Source organism: Streptomyces sp. NPDC043812 (assembly GCF_056436245.1).
Genome location: NZ_JBWKCY010000033.1, coordinates 32,615 through 53,850, shown reverse-complemented (window position 1 = coordinate 53,850; position 21,236 = coordinate 32,615). Strand labels below are relative to the sequence as shown.

Annotated in this window: 15 protein-coding genes; 4 read left to right on the top strand and 11 right to left on the bottom strand. The window is 70.6% G+C overall.

Annotated elements, in window-relative coordinates; genetic code table 11:
* Positions 1 to 8: 8 nt before the first annotated feature.
* The 5 genes from ffh to nsdA form a co-directional block, all read right to left on the bottom strand.
* Positions 9 to 1,562, bottom strand: coding sequence for a signal recognition particle protein (gene ffh / locus AC067Z_RS33775; protein WP_478793462.1), 1,554 nt, complete (start codon positions 1,560 to 1,562; stop codon positions 9 to 11).
* Between the two features lie 157 nt (positions 1,563 to 1,719).
* Positions 1,720 to 4,176: a [protein-PII] uridylyltransferase gene (locus AC067Z_RS33770; protein ID WP_478793461.1), complete on the bottom strand. Its 2,457-nt coding sequence runs from the start codon at positions 4,174 to 4,176 to the stop codon at positions 1,720 to 1,722.
* Positions 4,177 to 4,202: 26 nt separating this feature from the next.
* Positions 4,203 to 4,541: a P-II family nitrogen regulator gene (locus AC067Z_RS33765; RefSeq protein ID WP_328395966.1), complete on the bottom strand. Its 339-nt coding sequence runs from the start codon at positions 4,539 to 4,541 to the stop codon at positions 4,203 to 4,205.
* Positions 4,538 to 5,896, bottom strand: coding sequence for an ammonium transporter (locus AC067Z_RS33760; protein WP_478793460.1), 1,359 nt, complete (start codon positions 5,894 to 5,896; stop codon positions 4,538 to 4,540). Before AC067Z_RS33760 ends, AC067Z_RS33765 begins: the two co-directional genes overlap by 4 nt.
* Positions 5,897 to 6,202: 306 nt before the next feature.
* Entirely contained in the window at positions 6,203 to 7,678 is a 1,476-nt protein-coding gene (gene nsdA / locus AC067Z_RS33755) for a transcriptional repressor NsdA (RefSeq protein WP_478793459.1), read from the bottom strand.
* A 425-nt stretch (positions 7,679 to 8,103) separates the two neighbouring features.
* On the opposite strand from nsdA, the gene AC067Z_RS33750 reads away from it, so the two are divergent.
* Entirely contained in the window at positions 8,104 to 8,766 is a 663-nt protein-coding gene (locus tag AC067Z_RS33750) for a bifunctional DNA primase/polymerase (RefSeq protein ID WP_478793458.1), read from the top strand.
* Positions 8,767 to 8,977: 211 nt separating this feature from the next.
* Here AC067Z_RS33750 and ftsY read toward each other — a convergent pair whose 3' ends face one another.
* A complete protein-coding gene (gene ftsY, locus AC067Z_RS33745) occupies positions 8,978 to 10,210 on the bottom strand; it encodes a signal recognition particle-docking protein FtsY (protein WP_478793457.1) in 1,233 nt (410 codons plus the stop codon).
* 165 nt (positions 10,211 to 10,375) lie between these two features.
* Here ftsY and AC067Z_RS33740 point away from each other — a divergent pair, with 165 nt between their 5' ends.
* The gene (locus tag AC067Z_RS33740; RefSeq protein WP_478793456.1) at positions 10,376 to 11,839 is read left to right on the top strand and encodes a cytosine permease; all 1,464 of its coding nucleotides are present in this window, start codon (positions 10,376 to 10,378) and stop codon (positions 11,837 to 11,839) included.
* A gap of 59 nt (positions 11,840 to 11,898) precedes the next feature.
* The gene (locus AC067Z_RS33735; RefSeq protein ID WP_478793455.1) at positions 11,899 to 12,870 is read left to right on the top strand and encodes an LLM class flavin-dependent oxidoreductase; all 972 of its coding nucleotides are present in this window, start codon (positions 11,899 to 11,901) and stop codon (positions 12,868 to 12,870) included.
* A gap of 40 nt (positions 12,871 to 12,910) precedes the next feature.
* On the opposite strand, the gene AC067Z_RS33730 is transcribed toward AC067Z_RS33735, so the two are convergent.
* The 4 genes from AC067Z_RS33730 to AC067Z_RS33715 all read right to left on the bottom strand — a co-directional run bounded on the left by AC067Z_RS33730 (position 12,911) and on the right by AC067Z_RS33715 (position 19,277).
* Positions 12,911 to 14,332 carry a sugar porter family MFS transporter gene (locus AC067Z_RS33730; RefSeq protein ID WP_478793454.1) on the bottom strand — a complete coding sequence of 474 codons (1,422 nt, stop codon included), beginning with the start codon at positions 14,330 to 14,332 and terminating at the stop codon, positions 12,911 to 12,913.
* A 254-nt stretch (positions 14,333 to 14,586) separates the two neighbouring features.
* Positions 14,587 to 18,195 carry a chromosome segregation protein SMC gene (smc, locus tag AC067Z_RS33725; protein ID WP_478793453.1) on the bottom strand — a complete coding sequence of 1,203 codons (3,609 nt, stop codon included), beginning with the start codon at positions 18,193 to 18,195 and terminating at the stop codon, positions 14,587 to 14,589.
* Positions 18,196 to 18,376: 181 nt separating this feature from the next.
* Positions 18,377 to 18,595, bottom strand: a complete 219-nt coding sequence (locus tag AC067Z_RS33720; RefSeq protein WP_215097132.1) for a hypothetical protein — start codon at positions 18,593 to 18,595, stop codon at positions 18,377 to 18,379.
* Positions 18,596 to 18,995: 400 nt separating this feature from the next.
* Entirely contained in the window at positions 18,996 to 19,277 is a 282-nt protein-coding gene (locus AC067Z_RS33715; RefSeq protein WP_478793452.1) for an acylphosphatase, read from the bottom strand.
* Between the two features lie 155 nt (positions 19,278 to 19,432).
* Here AC067Z_RS33715 and AC067Z_RS33710 point away from each other — a divergent pair, with 155 nt between their 5' ends.
* Positions 19,433 to 20,362 carry a CAP domain-containing protein gene (locus AC067Z_RS33710; protein ID WP_478793451.1) on the top strand — a complete coding sequence of 310 codons (930 nt, stop codon included), beginning with the start codon at positions 19,433 to 19,435 and terminating at the stop codon, positions 20,360 to 20,362.
* Positions 20,363 to 20,607: 245 nt separating this feature from the next.
* Here the strand turns inward: AC067Z_RS33710 and AC067Z_RS33705 are convergent, their stop codons facing one another.
* Entirely contained in the window at positions 20,608 to 21,198 is a 591-nt protein-coding gene (locus AC067Z_RS33705) for a flavodoxin family protein (protein ID WP_478793450.1), read from the bottom strand.
* Positions 21,199 to 21,236 lie beyond the last annotated feature (38 nt).

Below are 21,236 nucleotides of genomic sequence, written 5' to 3'. Positions count from 1 at the left end.
CCGGGGCGTCAGCCCATGAACTTCTTGAACTCGTCCGGCAGTTCGAAGTCCTTGCCGGGCTCGCCCGCGGGAAGACCGAACGCGCCGCCCTGCTGAGCGGCTTCCTCGCGCCGTGCCGCGGCCGCGGCCTCGTCGGCCTTGCGCTTCATCGGGTTGCCGCTCTTGCGCTTGCCCTTGGCCTGCTTCTGCTGCTTCTTCTGCCGGCCGGGGCCGCCACCCATGCCCGGCATACCCGGCATGCCGGGCATCCCGCCGCCCTGGGCCATCCGCGACATCATCTTGCGGGCCTCGAAGAAGCGCTCGACGAGTGACTTCACCGCGCTGACGTCGACACCCGAACCCTTGGCGATACGGGCGCGGCGCGAGCCGTTGATGACCGTCGGGTCCTGGCGCTCGCCGGGGGTCATCGACTTGATGATCGCGGCGGTGCGGTCCACGTCGCGTTCGTCGATGTTGTTGATCTGGTCCTTCATCTGGGCCATGCCGGGCAGCATCCCGAGCAGCTTGCTGATGCTGCCCATCTTGCGGACCTGCTCCATCTGGGCCAGGAAGTCGTCGAGCGTGAACTCCTTGCCCTTGCTGCTCGCCAGCTTGGAGGCCATCTTGGCGGCCTCTTCCTGGCTGAAGGTCTGCTCGGCCTTCTCGATCAGGGAGAGCATGTCGCCCATGCCGAGGATGCGGGACGCCATGCGGTCCGGGTGGAACGCGTCGAAGTCGTCCAGCTTCTCGCCGTTGGACGCGAACATGACCTGCTTGCCGGTCACGTGCGCGACGGAGAGTGCCGCACCGCCTCGGGCGTCACCGTCGAGCTTGGACAGCACCACACCGTCGAAGCCGACGCCGTCGCGGAAGGCCTCCGCGGTGTTGACCGCGTCCTGACCGATCATCGCGTCGACGACGAAGAGGATCTCGTCGGGGCTGACGGCGTCGCGGATGTCCGCGGCCTGCTGCATCAGCTCCTGGTCGATGCCGAGACGGCCGGCGGTGTCGACGATGACGATGTCGAACTGCTTGGTCCGGGCGTACTCGATGGAGTCCTTGGCCACCTGGACCGGGTCGCCGACGCCGTTGCCCGGCTCGGGGGCGTAGACGCCGACCCCGGCGCGCTCGGCGACGACCGAGAGCTGGTTGACGGCGTTGGGGCGCTGGAGGTCACAGGCGACGAGCAGCGGGGAGTGGCCCTGGGCCTTGAGCCAGAGGCCCAGCTTTCCGGCGAGGGTGGTCTTACCGGCACCCTGGAGACCGGCGAGCATGATGACGGTCGGCGCGGTCTTGGCGAAGCGCAGGCGACGGGTCTCGCCGCCGAGGATGCCGATGAGCTCCTCGTTGACGATCTTGACGACCTGCTGCGAGGGGTTCAGTGCCTTGGAGACCTCGGCGCCGAGGGCGCGGGTCTTGACCTGCTTGATGAACTCCCGGACGACCGGAAGGGCGACATCCGCCTCGAGCAGCGCGATACGGATTTCCCGGGCCGCGCCGTCGATGTCGGCCTCAGACAGGCGTCCTTTGCCCCTGAGGGTCTTGAAGGTATTCGCCAAGCGGTCGGAGAGAGTATCGAACACGGCGCTCGTCGGTCCTCAGGGTTGGGGGCGGTGGATCGCCCTCCAGGGTATCCGGCCCCGCAAGCGAATCGTCCCCGCCCGTCGGATCGGATGGACGGGGACGAGGGGCGGGCCCGTGTTCCGGCGTTCCCGGACAGCCGGAACGCAGGCCGTCCCTTCACCGCAGGGCCTCCTCCACGCCCTTCGCCAGCGCCTGCGCCTCCGCGTCGGCGAGCGGGGAGCCGTCCGGCCCCGTGACGTACAGCGTGTCCACCGCGTTCGCGCCCAGCGTCGAGACGTGTGCGCTCCTGACCCGTACCGCCGCCCCCTCCAGGGCCCGCCCGATGCGGTGCAGCAGCCCGGGGGCGTCCTGGGCGCGGACCTCGATGACCGTGGCGCGCCGCGAGCCCGCCGCGGCCACGGTGACGCGCGGAGGGGGTGCGGTGAGCCCGCGGCGGCGCGGGTAGGCGGCCTCGCGTTCGGCCAGACGGCTCCGGATGTCCAGCGAGCCGTCCAGAGCACGGACGAGATCGACGCGCAGCCGGGCGGCCTGCGGCAGTGAGCCGTACTCCGCGGCCACCCGCCAGTTCAGGACCAGCACCGAGCCGTCGCCCAGCTCCGTCGGCAGTTCGACGGCCCGCAGCTCCGCCGCGCGGACCGTGAGGCGGTGCAGGGCGAGGACGCCGGCGGCCGCGGGCAGCACGCCCGGCTGGTCGGGCAGCGCGATCAGCAGCTCGACACCCACCGGTTCCGCCTCGCCCTCCTCCGGGGGTGCCCCGGTCTGGGCGTGCAGGGCGAGGACGGGCTCACGGGTGCGCAGGGCCTCGATGGCGAGCCGCTCCTCCTCGGCGCTGGGCGCGGCCTGGTCCGGCTCTGCGGGGGCGTCGCCCGCGAGCACCGCGGCGACGCGTCGTACGAGGTCGGCCACGAGTGAGCCGCGCCACGACGACCAGGCGGCGGGCCCGGTCGCGAGGGCGTCGGCCTCGGTGAGGGCGTGCAGCAGCTCCAGGGTGCCCGCGGAGCCCACGACCGAGGCGACTGACGCGACGGTGGCGGGGTCGTCCAGATCGCGTCGGGTCGCGGTCTCGACGAGCAGCAGGTGGTGGCGCACGAGGGTGGCGATGACGCCCACGTCGGTGCGGTCGAAGCCGATCCGGGCCGCGACGTCACGGGCGATGGTCTCGCCCGCCACGGAGTGGTCGCCGGGCCAGCCCTTGCCGATGTCGTGGAGCAGCGCGGCGACCAGCAGCAGGTCGGGGCGGCCGACCCGGCGGGTGAACGCCGACGCCTTGACCGCGGCCTCCACGAGGTGGCGGTCGACGGTCCAGGTGTGCACGGCGTTGCGCTGCGGGCGGCAGCGCACCCTCTCCCAGTCGGGCAGCAGCCGGGTGATCAACCCTTCTGCCTCCAGTGCCTCCCAGACAGGAACGGTCGGCTCCCCTGCGCCCAGGAGGGTGACGAGTTCCTCACGGGCCTCAGCGGGCCAGGGCACGGGCAGTGGGTGGGCGCTCGCCGCCTCGCCGAGGCGGCGTACGGCGTAGCGGGAGATCGGCAGGCCGGACTGGGCGGCGGCCGCGGCCGCGCGCAGCGGGAGCACCGGGTCGCGGTCGGGCCGGGCGGTACGGGCGAGCACGACCTCGCCGTCCTGCTCGACGACGCCCTCGGCGAGCGGGGTGCGCTCGGGCTGGACGCTGCGTCCGCCGCTCAGCATGGCGCGCAGCCGGGGCCGCACGGCGCGCGAGCGCAGCACGCGGTGGACCTCGCGCCAGGTGACATCGGTGGCGTACGAGACGGTGCGCGCGGCCTCGTACACCTGGCGCAGCAGGGCGTCGGCGTCGAGCAGCCCCAGTTCGGCGGCGACCTGATCCTGCTCCTGGAGGGCGAGGCGGTCCGTGGCGCGTCCGGTGGTCTGGTGGAGGGCGTCGCGGACGTCGAGCAGGGTACGGCGGGCTTCGGCGAGGCCCTCGCGCGGCGCGTCTGCGAGCCAGGAGGCGGCGACGGCGCGCAGGGCGGTGACGTCCCGCAGTCCGCCGCGGGCCTCTTTCAGGTCGGGTTCGAGGAGGTACTGCAACTCGCCCTGGCGGGACGCCCGTTCACGGCACAGTTCGTCGAGTTCGGGCAGCCGTTTGGGGGCCTGGTTGCGCCAGTCGGCGAGGACGGCGGTCCGCAACGCGGCCACGAGCCCCAGGTCGCCCCCGACGGCCCGGGCGTCGAGCAGCCCGAGCTGCACCTTGAGGTCCTCGCCCGCTGTTCTGCGGGCCTCGGCGGGGGTGCGTACGGAGTGGTCGAGGGCGAGTCCGAGGTCCCACACCGGGTACCAGATGCGGTCGGCGACCGCGGCGACGGCGGCGGGGTCCGCGGTGCCGTCGTGGAGCAGCAGCAGGTCGAGGTCGCTGCGGGGTGAGAGTTCGCCGCGGCCGTAGCCGCCGACGGCGACGAGCGCCGCGCCGCGCAGGCCGGTCTCCATGACCGCGGTGGCGAACAGCGCGGACAGCCATTCGTCGGTCAGGCCGGCGAGGGCCGCACGGCGCGGCGGCCCGGACTGCTCCTTCTCACCGAGAAGGCGCAGCCGGGCCGCCGCATAGCCGCTGGGTCCCGAGTCTTCCGCTTCGTTGGTCACTTCGAGGCTCGTCACTCCGGCGGCTCCTGTTCTGTTGTGTGTCAGAGGGCGTCCGGGCCGCGCTCGCCCGTGCGGACCCTGACCGCGGTCTCGACCGGCACGCTCCAGACCTTGCCGTCACCGATCTTGCCGGTGCGGGCGGCCTTGACGATCACATCGACGAGCTGCTCGGCGTCGTCGTCCTCGACCAGCACCTCGATGCGGATCTTGGGAACGAGGTCGACGGTGTACTCGGCGCCGCGGTAGACCTCGGTGTGGCCGCGCTGCCGGCCGTAGCCGCTGGCCTCCGTGACCGTGAGCCCCTGGACGCCGAAGGCCTGCAGGGCCTCCTTGATCTCGTCCAGCCGGTGCGGCTTCACGACTGCGGTGATGAGCTTCATGCGTCCACCTTCTTGGTCTGTGCTGCGGCTGCCACGCTGTCGGCGGGCGCGGGTGCGGCCTTGCGGGAAGCGGCACCGCCGCCCGCGCCGCTGAAGTCGTACGCCGTCTCGGCGTGCTCGATCTGGTCGATGCCCGAGACCTCGTCGTCCTCGTCCACCCTCATGCCGATCGTCTTGTCGAGGACGAAGGCGAGGAGTGCCGAGACCACCAGAGAGTAGGCGAGGACCGCGAAGACGCCGATGGCCTGCTTGCCGAGCTGGTCGAAGCCGCCGCCGTAGAAGAGGCCCTTGACGTCGGACTGGACCCCGCCGGTGGCGAAGAGACCGACGAGCAGGGAGCCGATGACACCGCCGACGAGGTGGACGCCGACGACGTCGAGGGAGTCGTCGTAACCGAACTTGAACTTCAGGCCGACGGCCATGGCGCAGAGCAGACCGGCGATGGCACCGACCGCGATCGCACCGAGCGGGGAGACCGCACCGCCGGACGGGGTGATGGCGACCAGACCGGCGACCGCACCGGAGGCGGCGCCGAGGGTCGTGAAGGCGCCGTGGCGGATCTTCTCGTAGATCAGCCAGGCGAGCATGGCGGCGGCGGTGGCGACCTGGGTGTTGACGAACATCACCGCGCCGACGCCGTCGTCGTTGCCGAGCCAGGAGCCGGCGTTGAAGCCGAACCAGCCGAACCACAGGAGGCCGGCGCCCAGCATGACCAGCGGGAGGCTGTGCGGGCGCATCGGGTCCCTCTTGAAGCCGACGCGCTTGCCGATGACGAGGATCACGCCGAGGGCCGCGGCACCGGCGTTGATGTGCACGGCGGTACCGCCGGCGAAGTCGATCACGCCCATCTCGAAGAGCCAACCGCCCGCGCCCCACACCCAGTGCGCGACCGGGAAGTACACGACGGTGGCCCACAGCGTGATGAACAGCGCCCACGCGGTGAACTTGACGCGGTCCGCGAGCGCACCGCTGATCAGCGCGGGCGTGATGATCGCGAACATCAGCTGGAAGACGGCGAAGACGTAGACGGGGATCGTGTAGCCGTCCCACAGTTCGGTGATGCCGAGGCCGCTCAGGCCCACGTAGTCCGAGCTCCAGCCGATGATCGAGCCGGAGTCGGTGCCGAAGGCGAGGCTGAAGCCGTACAGCACCCACAGGATCGTGACGATCCCGAGGCTGATGAAGCTCATCATCAGCATGTTCAGAGTGCTCTTGACGCGGACCATGCCTCCGTAGAAGAAGGCCAGACCCGGAGTCATGAGCATCACCAGGGCGGAACAGATGAGCATGAACCCTGTATTGGCGGCAGACAGCTCGGGAGCGTCTGCGGCAAGGGTCGAGATGCCTGGGGGCATCGGCGTCTCCTCGTCGTCGTGCGGCCGCGTGCGGGCGGAGCCTCGGGCGGTGCGGGTGGGCCGGTTGTGCGCCTGAGGTTGGCGCAGCGCGGTTTCCACAGATGCCGCACGATGTTTCGCGGCCGTGACGAAGGGGTCCGGCGTGTTACGTCGCCATGAACGGGCTGATCGCCGGGGTGGGCCGGTCGTATCCTCTGCCCACATCACAATCCGGCCGCGACGCTCACCCGGATGACTTGGCACGGGGGGAGCCGAGTCGGACAGTTCGGGGTGGGCGCCGCGGCCGGGGCGGGTGGCCCCTGTCCGTCAGACCGCTTCGGCGGTCTCGGGCAGCTGGGCGGTGAGGTGGTCGGTGAAACGCGCGACCTCGGGGACGTCGCCGAAGTCCCTGGCCGCCGTGTCGACGGTCTTGCGCAGGCGGGTGTTGACCCGCTCGGAGCGGACCTTCTTGGCGACGGTGAGTGCCCGGTCGGCGAAGGCGGTGGCCTGTTCCGGCTCCCGCTTCAGCAGATGGACCGTGGCCATGCCGATCAGGTTCAGTGCATACGACCGCTGGTGCTCGTCGTCCTGGCGGAAGAGCTCCACGGCCCGCTCCATGACCGGCTCGGACAGAGAGGCGTAGCTGGGGCTGCGGCCCGCGACATAGGCAAGGTCGCGGTAGGAGTGGGCGTTCTCGCCGTTGAGCTCGGCCTCGGAGAAGAAGCGGATCCAGTCGGGCTCGGGCTCGCCGTCGAGTGACGCGTCGTCGAACGTGTCCTCCGCCATCCGCACGGCCCGCTTGCATTTGCTGGGCTGGCCCATGTTGGCGTAGGCGCGTGCCTCCATCGCATACAGCATGGCCTGGGTGCGGGCGGTGGCGCAGTCGCGGCTGCCGTACTGCGCGAGATGGATGAGCTCCAGGGCGTCGTCGGGCCGGCCGAGGTGGATCATCTGGCGGCTCATCGAGGACAGGATGTACGAACCGAGGGGCTTGTCACCGGCCTCCTTGGAGGCGTGCAGAGCGAGGACGAAGTACTTCTGGGCGGTGGGCTGCAGGCCGACGTCGTAGCTCATCCAGCCGGCCAGCTCGGCCAGTTCGGCGGCGCACTTGAACAGCCGGCGCTCGGTGGCGTAGGGCTGCGGCTCCTGGAGCAGGTCGGTGACCTCGTGGAGCTGCCCGACGACCGCCTTGCGGCGAAGGCCGCCGCCGCACTGGGCGTCCCACTGGCGGAACATCGCCGTGGTGGACTCCAGCAGGTCCAGCTCCGGGCCGGAGAGCCGGGCGGAGCGGCGGAGCGGGGTCGGCGGTTCCTGGCGGGCGGCCGCGTCCCCGGGAGTGGGCACGAGCCAGCGCTGCATGGGCTCGACGAGGGCGGGGCCTGCCGCGAGGGAGAGCGAGGTGCCGAGGAAGCCGCGGCGGGCCAGCATCAGGTCGCTGCGGGAGAATTCACTCAGCAGGGTGACGGTCTGTGCACCTGCCCAGGGCAGATCGACCCCGGACACGGAGGGCGCCTGGTGCGCGGTCCGCAGCCCGAGGTCCTCGATCGCGACCACACTGCCGAAACGCTCGGAGAACAGCTCGGACAGGATGCGCGGGATCGGCTCGCGCGGCTGCTCGCCGTCCAGCCAGCGGCGGACCCGCGAGGTGTCGGTGCTGATGTGGTGTGCGCCCATCTGGCGTGCCCGGCGGTTCACTTGGCGCGCGAGCTCGCCCTTCGACCAGCCGCTGCGCAGGAACCACGAGCTCAGCTGTTCGTTGGCGCGCTTGCCGGTGTTCGTACCGTCTGCGCCGCTGCCGCTCACTGGTGTGCCCCCATCCGCCGAAGCTTCTTCGCCCGAACCCCTACCAGAATGCCGCGAGTTGCGGCTCCAGGTGACTCCCTTGCACCCCGTCGAACGAGGATCCGGATTGCCCCGGGCATACCCGCGGCGCGTGCAATTGCAGGTTCGTGCACTGAAAGTAATCCTACGATCACGTGCTCAGCGAGTGGGATTGCAGAAACGCCACCATTCGCCACCCCTCCGAGTGAACTCACTTACGGCCAGGCACGATTCACTTGACACAGCACGATCCAGGGGTGGCGGAGTGTTGCACGGGCAGGCGCGTGTCCCGGTCCTCGCTCCCCCGCACGCGACCGCACGCCGTCGGGAGCCGGCCGATGGCGACGGAGTGTCACCGGGAGACCCCGGGTCGTAACCACCGGCGCGTTCGACCCGTTGGAGGGGGCATGGGCTTCACGATCGGCAGCACCCGGGGGATCGGCCAGATCCGGTCCGGCTCCCGGCGACGCGCACGCACGACGGAGGCCACCGTGGTGGCCGAGTACACGGGCCTGTGGGGCTGGGCCGTGGTTCCGGGCGCACGCGCGTCCGCCGGCCACTGCTCCTGCGGCGAGACGGGATGCCCGGCGCCTGGCGCCCACCCCCTCACGTTCGCGCTCGAAGTCCCGGCAGGCGCCACCCTCGACGAGGCGGGCAAGGCATGGGCCGAGGTGCCGGGCGCCTCCCTGATGCTGCCCGTGGGCCACACCTTCGACGTCCTCGACGTGGCGGCGCCGGCAGGCCGCCGGGCGCTGGTGCGGATGGAACGGATGGGTCTGCGGCTCGGTCCGGTCTCCGCGACCCCGGACGGGCGTTGCCAGTTCTTCGTCGCGCCGGGTGCGGCGGCCGAGCTGCCGCAGCTGCTCTACCGGATGGGCTGGGACGACGCCGACCTGGATCTGCGCTGCCTGGGCCCCGGCGACCACATCACGGCCCCGCCCTCCGACCGCGGCGGCCTCGGGCCCGTGCAGTGGCTGCGGGCCCCGTCCCTCGACACGGCGGCCGCACCGCCGGAGGCACGGCTGCTGCTGGGCACCTTGGCGTACGTCAGCCACCGCAGCCACGCCTGACCCGCCGCCTCGGACGCCCCTCCCGGAACGCAGGGGGACCGCGCCCGCCGGTGGCGGCCGCGGGCGGGGAAACCCCTCCCGGACCGCACCCGGCCCGTGAAGCGCCGCGGCCTGCCGCCCGCGTCGGCAGGAGGGGCCGGAACGCACCGAGGCCCCGCGGCGTGGGCGATGACCGGCCGCGGGGCCTCGAGTGTGTGGCGAACGAGAAGCGTCAGGCAGCGTCCCCGATGAGCGCGTCGACGAACGCCTCCGGCTCGAAGGGCGCCAGATCGTCCGCGCCCTCACCCAGGCCGACCAGCTTCACCGGCACGCCCAGCTCGCGCTGCACGGCGATGACGATGCCGCCCTTGGCGGTGCCGTCGAGCTTGGTCAGCACGATGCCCGTGATGTCGACGACCTCGGCGAAGACCCGCGCCTGCACCAGGCCGTTCTGACCGGTGGTGGCGTCGAGGACCAGCAGGATCTCGTCCAGCGGGCCGTGCTTCTCCACCACCCGCTTGACCTTGCCGAGCTCGTCCATGAGGCCCGTCTTGGTGTGCAGACGGCCGGCGGTGTCGATCAGTACGACGTCCGCGCCCTCGGCGATGCCTTCCTTGACGGCGTCGAACGCGATGGACGCCGGGTCGCCGCCCTCGGGGCCGCGCACGGTGCGGGCGCCGACGCGCTCGCCCCAGGTCTGCAGCTGGTCCGCAGCCGCTGCGCGGAACGTGTCGGCCGCGCCGAGCACCACGGAGCGGCCGTCCGCGACGAGGACCCTGGCCAGCTTTCCGGTGGTGGTGGTCTTGCCAGTGCCGTTGACGCCGACGACCATCACGACGCCGGGGGTGTCCAGGCCGCTCTCGGTCTTGACCGCACGGTCGAAGTCGGTGCCGATCAGTGTCAGCAGTTCCTCACGGAGCAGCTTGCGCAGCTCGTCGGGCGTCCGGGTGCCGAGCACCCTGACGCGCTCGCGCAGCCGCTCGACGAGCTCCTGCGTCGGCGCGACACCGACGTCCGCGGTGAGCAGGGTGTCCTCGATCTCCTCCCAGGTGTCCTCGTCGAGGTGCTCGCGCGACAGCAGCGTGAGCAGTCCCTTGCCGAGGGTGTTCTGGGAGCGGGCGAGACGGGCGCGCAGCCGCACCAGGCGGCCGGCGGTCGGTTCCGGGATCTCGATCGCGGGCGCGACGGGCTCGGCGACGACCGGATCCTCGACGGCGGTGGGCACCTCGACGGCTTCCTCGGCCGTCGGGAGGTCGACCTCCTCGATGGTGCGGCGGGGTTCGTCCCGCGGTGTCTCCGCCTCGTCGCCGACATGGGGTTCGGCGGGCGGAGCAGTGATGGTCGGCGTGCTCGACGGTGCCGAGGGCGGCAGCTTCTGCTTCTTCTTGCGGCTGCTGACCACGAGCCCGCTGATGGCGCCGACCGCGACCAGGGCGATGACTACAGCAAGGATGACGATGTCCATAACCCACTCAGTATCGGCCACCCGTACAGCTCCAGGACGACCTCGGAGGATCCCACAAGAACGACCTCACCCATTTGGACGTTTTGAGGTGTTCGTACGATGCTGGTTGTCCGGTCGCGCAGAAGCTCCCCGGACTCCCCCCACACCCGTCAACGGAGATAGTCCATGCCCCACGCCTCCGAGTCCGAAGGCGCGACAGAAGGCGCTGTCGAGACACGCGGCCTCGAACCCGTCCCCGACGCCGAGCGCACCGGCCACGTCCGCGAGCTGTTCCCCACCTGGGTGGCCGCCAACATCAGCGTGCTGTTGCTCACGATGGGCGCCGGCCTGATCGTCTTCAACGGCCTGAACTTCTGGCAGGTGCTGATCGTCGCGGTCGCCGCGCCCGTCCTCTCTTACGGGATCGTCGGCCTGATCTCCATAGCCGGCAAGCGCGGCGGCTCCCCCGGTATGGCGCTCTCGCGTGCGGTGTTCGGCCAGCGGGGCAATCTCTTTCCCGGTTCGCTGATCTGGGTCGCGCGCTGGGGCTGGGAGACGATCAACGCGGTCACCGGCGCCTACGCCGTGCTGACCGTGCTCAAGCTGCTCTTCGGCATCGAGAGCAACACCGTCCTGATCGTCGTGACCCTGCTGCTGTTCGTCGCCTGCACCTTCCTGGTCTCCGGTCTCGGCATCAACGCGCTGCAACGGTGCAGCAAGTGGTCGACGTACCTGTTCGGCGCGTTCAGCGTGCTGGTGCTGATCCATCTCGTCGCGAACACCGACTGGTCGGCGGTCTTCGGCAAGCCCGCCGGATCGACCGCGATGATGATCGCGGGCATCGGCACGATCGCGGCCGGCGGCATCAGCTGGGTGCCCTCGGGACCGGACTTCACCCGCTACCTGCCGCGCACGGCGTCGAGCCGGGCCATGATCGGCACGACGGTCGGTGGGGCCGGCATCGTCGTGGTGCCCATGGTGCTCATGGGTGCGGTGATGGCCGTGTCGACGCCGGATCTGGCGAGCGCGCAGGACCCGGTGGCGTTCATCGGCGAGATCCTGCCGATGTGGCTGGCGGTCCCGTATCTGCTGATCGCCCTGATCGGGATGCTGCTGATCAACTCGATGTCGATGTACTCCGCCGGTTTCACCGCGCAGACGCTGGGCGTGAAGGTGCCGCGCGCGTGGGCGGTCAGCGTCAACGCCGTCATCAGCCTGGTCTTCGGTTTTCTGCTGATGGTCGTCGCGACCAGCTTCATCGGGTCGTTCATCTCCTTCCTGACGCTGCTGGCGGTCGCGTTCTCCGCATGGATCGGGGTGTTCGGCGTCGACATGCTGCGCCGCCGCTCGTACGACGGCGAGGCGCTGATGGACACCACCCGTACCAGCGCCTACTGGTACCGCGGCGGATTCGCCTGGCAGGCGATGACGGCATGGGGCGCCGCCCTGGTGGTCGGCATGCTGTTCACCGAGGTCGAGTGGTTCGCCGGACCGCTGGCGTCGTCGTGGCCCGGCAGGAACGGGCTGGGCTGGGCGGTCACCATCCTGATGGCCGGCGTGCTGTACGCACTGCTGCCGCGCGACCGTTCCGCGGCGGTCGTGGCCGGCGGCCGGACCGAGGACCGGGAGCCCGCAACCCTGTCCATCTGACGCCTTGTCAGCTACCGTCCCCCTTCGCCATGCCCACACCCGGCGGAGGGGGACTTCCCATGGCCTTCACGGTGGCCCGGTTCAATCTCGTCGAGCCGAACGCGACGCCCGAAACACTCGCGGACCGCTATCGCGCGGCGCTGGAGATGGCCGCGTACGCCGACGACCGCGGCGTCGACACCATCCAGACCGAGGAGCACCACGGCGCCGCGAACAACTGGCTGCCCTCCCCGTTCGCCTTCGCGGCGGCTGTCCTCGGCTCCACGCGCCGTATCGCCGTCACCGTCTCCGCGATCATCGGGCCGCTGCACGATCCGCTGCGGCTGGCGGAGGAGATCGCCGTGCTCGACCTGATCGGCAGGGGCCGGCTGGTCACGGTCGCGGGCATCGGCTACCGCCCCGCGGAGTACGAGCAGATGGGCGTGGAGTGGGGCAGGCGGGGAGCGCTGCAGGACGAACTGATCGAGACGCTGCTCGCGGCGTGGACGGGCGAGGAGTTCGCGCACCGCGGCCGTACCGTGCGCATCACGCCCCGCCCGTACACCCAGCCGCATCCGCTGCTGCTGGTGGGCGGATCGTCACGGGCGGCCGCACGCCGGGCCGCACGTTTCGGCCTGCCGTTCTTCCCGAGCGCGCATCTGCCGGAGCTGGAGGCGTACTACCACGAGCTCCGCGCCGAGTACGGCACCGAAGGCTTCTGCATGATGCCGGCGGAGAAGACGCCGCTGCTGCATCTCTCCGAGGATCCCGACCGGGCGTGGGCGCTGTACGGGGAGCACTTCCTGCACGAGGCGCGGACCTATGCCTCCTGGCAGTCGAAGGACATCCGCTCCGCGGTCCGTTCGGCCGCGGGTTCTGTGGCCGAGCTGCGCGAGGAGGGTGTGTACCGGATCCTCACGCCCGACGAATGCCTGGGGCTGGGGGCGGAGAGCCTGGTGCTGCATCCGCTGTGCGGCGGGATGCCCGTGGACGAGGGCTGGCGCAGCCTTCAGCTGTTGTGCGAACAGGTACTGCCCCGGCTCACGCGCTGAGCCGGGGCAGTTTCCGTGGTGAGGAGAGGGGCAGCGGGGATTAGCCCATCTCCTCCAACGCCTTGCCCTTCGTCTCCCGTACGTACTTGAGCACGAAGGGGATCGAGAGCACGGCGAAGAATGTGTAGATGATGTAGGTCCCGGAGAGGTTCCAGTCCGCGAGGCTCGGGAAGCTCGCGGTGATGGCCCAGTTGGCGATCCACTGCGCGGAGGCGGCGACGCCCAGCGCGGCGGCGCGGATCCGGTTCGGGAAGATCTCGCCGAGCAGGACCCAGACGACGACACCCCACGACAGGGCGAAGAAGAGCACGAACACATGGGCGGCGACCAGTGCGACGACGCCCTGTGTCTCGGGCAGCTTTCCGTCCACGAGATCGGCGGAGAACGCCCACGCCTCGAAGGCCAGGGCTATGGCCATACCGGTCGAGCCGATGAGGGCGAGCGGCCTGCGGCCGATCCGGTCGACCAGGACCATCGCGATCACGGTGCCGACGATGTTGATGATCGAGGTGGTGAACGAGTAGAAGAACGAGCCGGCCGGGTCGATGCCGACGGACTGCCACAGCGTCGAGGAGTAGTAGAACGCGACGTTGATGCCGACGAGCTGCTGGAAGACCGAGAGGCCGATGCCGACCCACACGATCGGCAGGAAGTAGAACTTGCCGCCGAGCAGGTCCTTGAACGTGGACTTGTGCTCACGGTGCATCGCGTGCTCGATCTCGCCGACGCGGGCGTCGAGATCGACCTTCGTGCCCTCGACCTCGGCGAGGACCTCCTTGGCCTTGTCCACCTTGCCGACGGAGATCAGGAAGCGCGGCGACTCGGGGATGGCGAAGGAGAGCAGTCCGTAGAGGACGGCCGGGACGACCATGACGCCGAGCATCCACTGCCAGGCCTCGATGCCCCCGATCTCACCGCGCTGATCGCCGTCGGCGAGCTGCAGGATGCCGTAGTTCACCAGCTGGGAGACGGCGATGCCGATGACGATCGCGGCCTGCTGGAAGGAGGCCAGCCGGCCGCGGTATGCGGGCGGCGAGACCTCGGCGATGTAGGCGGGGCCGATCACCGACGCCATACCGATGGCGAAGCCGCCGATGATGCGCCACATCGCCAGGTCCCAGAGCGCGAACGGCAGGGCGGAGCCGACGGCGCTCACCGTGAACAGGACGGCCGCGATCTGCATACAACGGATGCGCCCGATGCGGTCGGCGATGCGGCCCGCGGTGGCGGCACCGACGGCGCAGCCGATCAGAGCGATGGCGATGACCTGGGCGAGGGTGCCCGAACCGATGTCGTAACGGTCGCGGATGGCCTCGACGGCACCGTTGATGACGGAGCTGTCGTAACCGAACAGGAAGCCGCCCATCGCGGCGGCTGCCGTGATGAAGATGACATGCCCGAGGTGCTCGGGGTGGGCATCACGGGCCCCCGGCACCGGCGGGGGCTGCGAAGTGCTGGTCACGTGTACTCCTGGGGGCGTCCGGCAGCTTCGCCGGGCGTGGGGGGCGAGCCCTTCAAGTGGCGCACAAGTTCCTGTCGCCCACCACTTGAAGGTAAAAGGAACGTTGCAGAGACTATTCCTTCAAGTTTCGAAGTCAAGAGGCGCAGGCGAATCGCCTGGATCGCGAGACAAGGCAGCGTTTGTTCAAGTGTTGAAGATGTGGAGGAAGTGACGAGAGTCTGACGGCGCAGCCGGCCGATCCGGCGGAGGCGTCGTCAGCGCAGCCGCTGGCTGATCACCTTGGACACGCCGTCGCCCTGCATGGAGACGCCGTAGAGCGCGTCCGCGACCTCCATGGTCCGCTTCTGGTGGGTGATCACGATCAGCTGGGAGCTCTCCTGGAGCTCCTGCATGATGCGGATCAGCCGCTGGAGATTGGTGTCGTCGAGCGCCGCCTCGACCTCGTCCATGACGTAGAACGGGCTGGGCCGTGCCTTGAAGATCGACACCAGCATCGCCACAGCCGTCAGCGACCGTTCACCTCCCGACAGCAGGGACAGCCGCTTGACCTTCTTGCCCGGCGGGCGCGCCTCGACGTCCACGCCCGTGGTCAGCATGTTGGCGGGATCGGTCAGCACGAGCCGCCCCTCGCCACCGGGGAAGAGCCGCGAGAACACGCCCTCGAACTCGCGGGCCGTGTCCCGGTATGCCTCGGTGAAGACCTGCTCGACCCGCTCGTCGACCTCCTTGACGACCTGCAGCAGGTCGGCACGTGTCTTCTTGAGGTCCTCGAGCTGCTCGGAGAGGAACTTGTGGCGTTCCTCCAGCGCCGAGAACTCCTCGAGTGCCAGCGGATTCACCTTTCCGAGCTGCTGATACGCCCGTTCGGCGGACTTGAGCCGCTTCTCCTGTTCCGCGCGGACGAACGGCCGCGGCTGGTTGCGCGGATGCTCCGGGTCCTCGGGCAGCTCCTCGCCCTCGGCGGGCGGGGACGGCGGCACCAGCTGGTCGGGCCCGTACTCGGCAACGAGACCGGCCGGCTCCACGCCCAGCTCCTCCAGGGCCCGCGTCTCCAGCTGCTCGATCCGCAACCGCTTCTCCGCGCCGAGGACCTCGCCCCGGTGCACCGAGTCGGTGAGCTTGTCCAGCTCGCTCTTCAGGTCACGGCCGGCGCTCCGGGCCGCGGTCAGTTCCTGTTCCCTCTCGGCCTTGGCCGCCTCCGCGGCCACCCGCTCGGCCTCGGCCCGTACGAGCGAGACCTCGACATGCGCAAGCAGCTGCCGAGCCCCGCTCGCCACGGCCGCGGCGACCTGGGCCTCGTGGCGCATCCGGGCACGCCGCTGCTCGGCGCGCGCCCGCGCCTCACGCTCCGCACGCGCCCCCCGGTCGAGGGCGTCCGCGCGGCCGGCCAGGCCCTTGACCCGCTCCTCGTGCGTACGAACCTGGAGACGGGCCTCCATCTCGGTCTGGCGCGCGTTGGCGCCGTCGGCGGCGAGCCGGTCACGGGTGTAGGTGTCGGGCTCCTCCTCCGCCGGTGCCTCTTCGGCCACGAGCAGCCGTTCGGCCAGCTCCTCGGCCTCCTCGGTGGCCCGCTCCAGGGCTTCCTGGGCACGGGCGGCGGCGGCACCGGCCCGCTCCGCCTCACCCGCGGCGCCGCGCGCCTGTCCGGCGAGGCGCCCCAGCTGCCCGGAAACGGCCGACTTCTCGCGGTCGGCGGCGCGCCTGCGCTCCCCCAAATCCTCCACGAGCGCGGCGCATTCGCCGCGGCGGGAGACGGCCCGCTGCTGATCGGCGGCCAGCTCCTCGCACTGTGCATCCAGCCGTTCGAGTTCGGCGACCGCCTCGTCGACGGACGCCTGGACCTCGAGCAGACTCGGCGCCGCGGCAGAACCGCCGTGGGCGAAGTGCGCCCCGAGCACGTCCCCTTCCGCGGTCACGGCGATGAGTTCCGGCCGTGCGTACACCAGATCCTCGGCGTCCTCCAGCGTGCCGACGACGACCACGTCGCGAAGGAGGCGCCGCACGGCGGGCATGAGCTCCGCCGGGCCGTGCACCAGGTCGGCCGCCCGCAGCACGCCTTGGTCATCCGCCGGAGCGTGCCCCGTGCGAACCGCGTCGACGGGCTGCCTCAAGGCGGGAACCGCCTGGTCCCCATTCCCGGCTCCGGCGCCCGCCAGGAGCAGCGCCGCCCGTCCGCCGTCCTGCTTGCGCAGGAGACGGATCGCCTCGGCGGCGGTGGCCGGATTGGCGACGGCCACCGCATCCGCGGCCGTACCGAGCGCCGCGGCGACGGGGATCTCGTAACCGGGCGTCACCGTGAGCAGCTGTGCCGCGGGTCCCAGCAGACCCGCGAGCCGGTCCTGCGCGGCGAGCAGCGTGCCGGTGCCGTCCTTGCGGCGCAGGCCGAGTGCGAGCGCCTCCCGCCGGGCGGCGACCGCGGCGCGCTTGCGTTCGGCGGCGGTCAGGGCCTCGCGCGCTGCGGTCAGCGCGGCCTCCGCGCCGGCCAGTTCGCGTTTCGCCGCATCGTGCTGCTCACCGAGCACGGAGTCGTCGGCGTCCAGACCGTCGACCTCCGCCTTGAGCTGCTCGTACTCCTCCTGCGCGGCGGCTGCCCGCTCCTGCGCCTCGTCACGGGCAGCCGCGAGCCGGTCGATCTCGGCCTGCGCCGACGCCGCGCGTGAACGGGCGGTGCCCGCCTGACCGTTCAGCCGGGCCAGCCCTTCGCGCCGGTCGGCGATGGCACGGGCCACGTCCTTGAGGCGGCGCTCCTCCACCGTCAGCTGGCGTTCCAGCTCGGCGCGGTGCGCGACCGTGTCCTCCAGCGCGCGCTCCGCCGCCTCCAGCGCGGCCTCGAGCTCGGCCTCCTGCTCGCGGATGCGGGCGGCCTCACGCTCCATGTCCTCGGGATCGCGGCCGCGCCGCTCCTCCACGGTCTGGGTGGTGGCGCTCTTGACCCGTGCGTCGGCGAGGGAGATGGTGCCGCGTACCCGCTCCGCCAGTTGGGAGAGTTCGTACCAGGTCTGCTGGGCGCGCTGCAGCCGTGGCGCCAGCCGCCGCACCTCGTCCTCCAGGTCGGCCTCGCCCGCCAGCGCGGCCTTCAGCTCCGCCTCCGCCGCCTCCTTGCGCTGCTTGAGCGCGGCCTCGTCGGCGATCTCCGAGCGCAGCGCGTTCTGCATGCCCACGAGATCGTCGGCGAGAAGTCGCAGCCGGGCGTCGCGCAGATCGGCCTGGATGACTGCGGCGCGACGGGCGACGGCGGCCTGGCGGCCGAGGGGCTTGAGCTGGCGGCGCAGCTCGTCGGTGAGGTCCTGTACGCGGGCGAGGTTGGCCTGCATGGCATCGAGCTTCCGCAGCGCCTTCTCCTTGCGCTTGCGGTGCTTGAGGACTCCGGCGGCCTCCTCGATGAAGGCGCGGCGGCCCATGGGGTCGGCGTGCAGGACCGAGTCGAGCTGGCCCTGCCCGACGATCACATGCATCTCGCGGCCGATACCGGAGTCGGACAGCAGCTCCTGGATGTCGAGCAGCCGGCAGGTGTCACCATTGATCTGGTACTCACTGCCGCCGTTGCGGAACATGATCCGCGTGATGGTGACCTCGGCGTACTCGATGGGGAGCGCGCCGTCGGAGTTGTCGATGGTGAGGGAGACCTCGGCACGGCCGAGCGGCGGCCGCCCTGTCGTCCCGGCGAAGATGACGTCCTCCATCTTGCCGCCGCGCAGGGACTTGGCCCCCTGTTCGCCCATGACCCACGAGAGCGCGTCCACGACGTTGGACTTGCCGGACCCGTTCGGGCCGACGACACAGGTGATGCCCGGCTCGAAGCGCAGCGTCGTGGCGGACGCGAAGGATTTGAAACCGCGCAGGGTCATGGCCTTGAGGTGCACGCCGCCGGACTCTACCTTTCACTCGCGGTTTCGCCTCTGAAGGTGCAGGGCACATCAGACGGTAAGGGAAGCATGTAAGGGGTGGAGGACGGGAAGACGCGGGGGCGGGAAAGAAAGAAGGGACGCCTAGGCGTCCCTTGCATATCTTCGTGCGCGATAAAGCTCCAGCAGTGCGCCGTGCTCAGGTGAGCGCAGGCTCCGCCTGGGGTACGTCGATGTCGATGCCGTCGAGCAGCGACTCTCCGGGGTGCTGGGCGACGGCAGCGTTGAGCGCGTCATTCTCGGACTGGATCCGTACAAGCTCGGATTCGAGGTCCTGGACGCGCTGCTGAAGCCGTCGCATCTCGGCGAGGAGTCGCGGGTCGGAACCGCCGACGTAACCGAGAAGCGCCTTTGCCATGATGGATGGTCCTCCACAATGAGTGACCGACCGATGCGGTTGGGTCGTGAGGGATTCGCACCCGCGGTGCTCGACAGTGCTGCTGTACTGCATGTGATTACTGCGGTTCTTACTGCCAAACAGCTAAGGTGCGCGGGGCTTCCAGAGTCTCACCAAAAAGTTTGACGGTCAACACGATCACACCCCGTATCGGCGGGCATCCCGGGGGCGTACGGCCGCTCAATGTGCGGCGGTGCCTGACCTGCGGGGCCCTGGGGGCGTGGCGATCATCCTTCCTGCCGCAGCCTGGCACGACAAGCCCTTCTTGGCAACCACCAGGCGGTTTCCCCTTTTCACAGTTGCCAGGGGCATGTGCGCCGTCACAGCCGGCGACGATGTGCCACGGCGTGGGCGAGGTCCGTCAGCGGATGGCGAAGTCCGGGTAGCCGCCGCGGGGCGTGGCCCAGATCTCAGTGACGCCGTCGACGCGTCCGGGTGTGTCGTCCGAGCGCAACCAGTCCAGGAGACGGTGGCAATTCTCACGTGGCCCCTCGGCCACGATCTGGACCCGACCGTCGTCGAGGTTGAGGGCGAAGCCGCAAAGGCCGCCGATCTCCAGAGCGTTCGCCCTGGTGAACCAACGGAAGCCCACTCCCTGTACCCGGCCGCGTACCCACGCGGTGAGTCGCGCGTCGTCGTTCATGGCTGCACGGTAACCGGCCGAATACACATGAATCACCCCGGCCCCAGGAGTCCATGGCGTACAGTCCGGACGCAATACGCCTCACCCGTTCGGGTGAGTCACGGTGACGTCGGACGTCGAACACGACGGCGGCGAGTACAGGGAAGGCACACCAGATGGGTCGCCATCGACGCTCCGCCGGCGCCCCCGTCCCCGCGGAGCACGCGGACGGTTCGGCGCACAGGCACCGGGGTGGTGCTCGCCGGAAGACGGCGGGTATACCCGTTCGCACTGGACTGCTCGGCGTCTCCGCCGCCGTGGCCATGGGCGCTGTCGCCGTGGCCACCGGCGTGCTGCCGGGCGGTGACACCTACACCGTCGGTTCCACCAGCAGTGACTCGTCCCGGGAGATACGCCCCGAGGGGCCGCCCCGCCTCCACGCGCAGGGGGATGCGAGCGCGACGCCCACGGCGGGCACCTCTGCCTCGCCGAGCCGGTCCGCCGAGCCGACGAAGACGCCGTCCGAGAAGCCGTCCTCCAAGCCGTCCAAGCAGGCCGAGCCGACGAAGACGCCGACCAAGCAGCCGTCGAAGAAGCCCGTCGAGAAGACCAAGGCGCCCGCTCCTGAGCCGAAGAGGACGACCCCGGCTCCCACGCGTGAGCAGTCGACCCCCTCGAAGCGTCCCGAGCAGCGACCCTCCACTCCGACGGCCACCCCGCCCTCCGGCGCGACGGCGGCCGAGGCCGCGGTGTTCGACCTCGTCAACGAGGAGCGCGCGAAGGTGGGCTGTGCCCCCGTCAAGGCGAGCACGGCTCTGGCGAACCTGGCCGGGGCCCACTCCGAGGACATGGCGGCGCGCGGGTTCTTCGACCACACCAACCCCGACGGCGCGACGCCGTGGGACCGCGCCGACAAGGCGGGCGTGTCCGGTCTCGGCGGCGAGAACATCGCACGCGGCCAGGCGGACGCGGGCGCGGTGATGAACGCGTGGATGCAGAGCGAGGGCCACCGCGCGAACATCCTGAACTGCGACTTCACGACCATGGGCGTCGGTGTGTACATGGGCGACGGCGGCCCCTGGTGGACGCAGAACTTCGGTTATTGAGATTCCCGCAGGTCAGTGACCTGTGAAGCTTGTGGGCCGTCTCGGCGCCGTCATCGGCGGCCGAGGCGGCCCACAGTGCGTATGGACCCAGAGCCTCGGTGCCCTCCCCGTGTCCAGGAGCACGGAAGCGCTGAGGTGCCACAGCGCGTGCACTCCGCTGTCCCGCCTTTGGCCACGCCGGCAGCGAGCGGGGCGGGCCCCTGACAACTCGATGCCAGGGGCCCGACCCGTTACGTGCAAATGCGCTACGCGGCGACGGCGACCCGGCCCGCGACAAGGGCGCGGGTGGTTTCGGCGACGCGGCGGCCCAGGTGCTCGGCCGTCGCGATGTCCGCCTTGTGCACGCCCTCCGGGCCCTCGTCGGCGTTGGTCTGGGCGGCGGCGCCGGCGAAGAAGCCGAGACGGTTGAGGTCGTTCTCGGACCCTTCCGTGGTGTTCCAGCCCGGCGCCAGACCGAGCGGGACCCAGATCATCGCGTGCTGCGAGGCCAGGGTCTGGAAGAACTGCAGGGTGTGCAACTTGTCCCCGCTCTTGGAGCCGGAGTTGGTGAACCCGGCGGCGATCTTGTTGTGCCAGGCCTTGGTGAACCAGCGCTTCGAGGTGTCCTCGGCGAACTGATGGAAGGCGCCGGAAGCGGTCCCCATGTAGGTCGGCGATCCGAAGACGATCGCGTCGGAGCCGTCCAGCAGCTCCCATTCGGCGTCGGTGATCTCGTCGACCTTGATCAGGTGGACGGTGGCACCGGCGTCGGCGGCGCCGGACCGTACGGCCTCGGCGACGACGGCGGTGTGGCCGTAGCCGGAGTGGTAGGCGATCGAGACAACAGGGGTGGTCACGTGGGGTGCTCCTCGTCAGCGGTACTGCCCGGTGGATG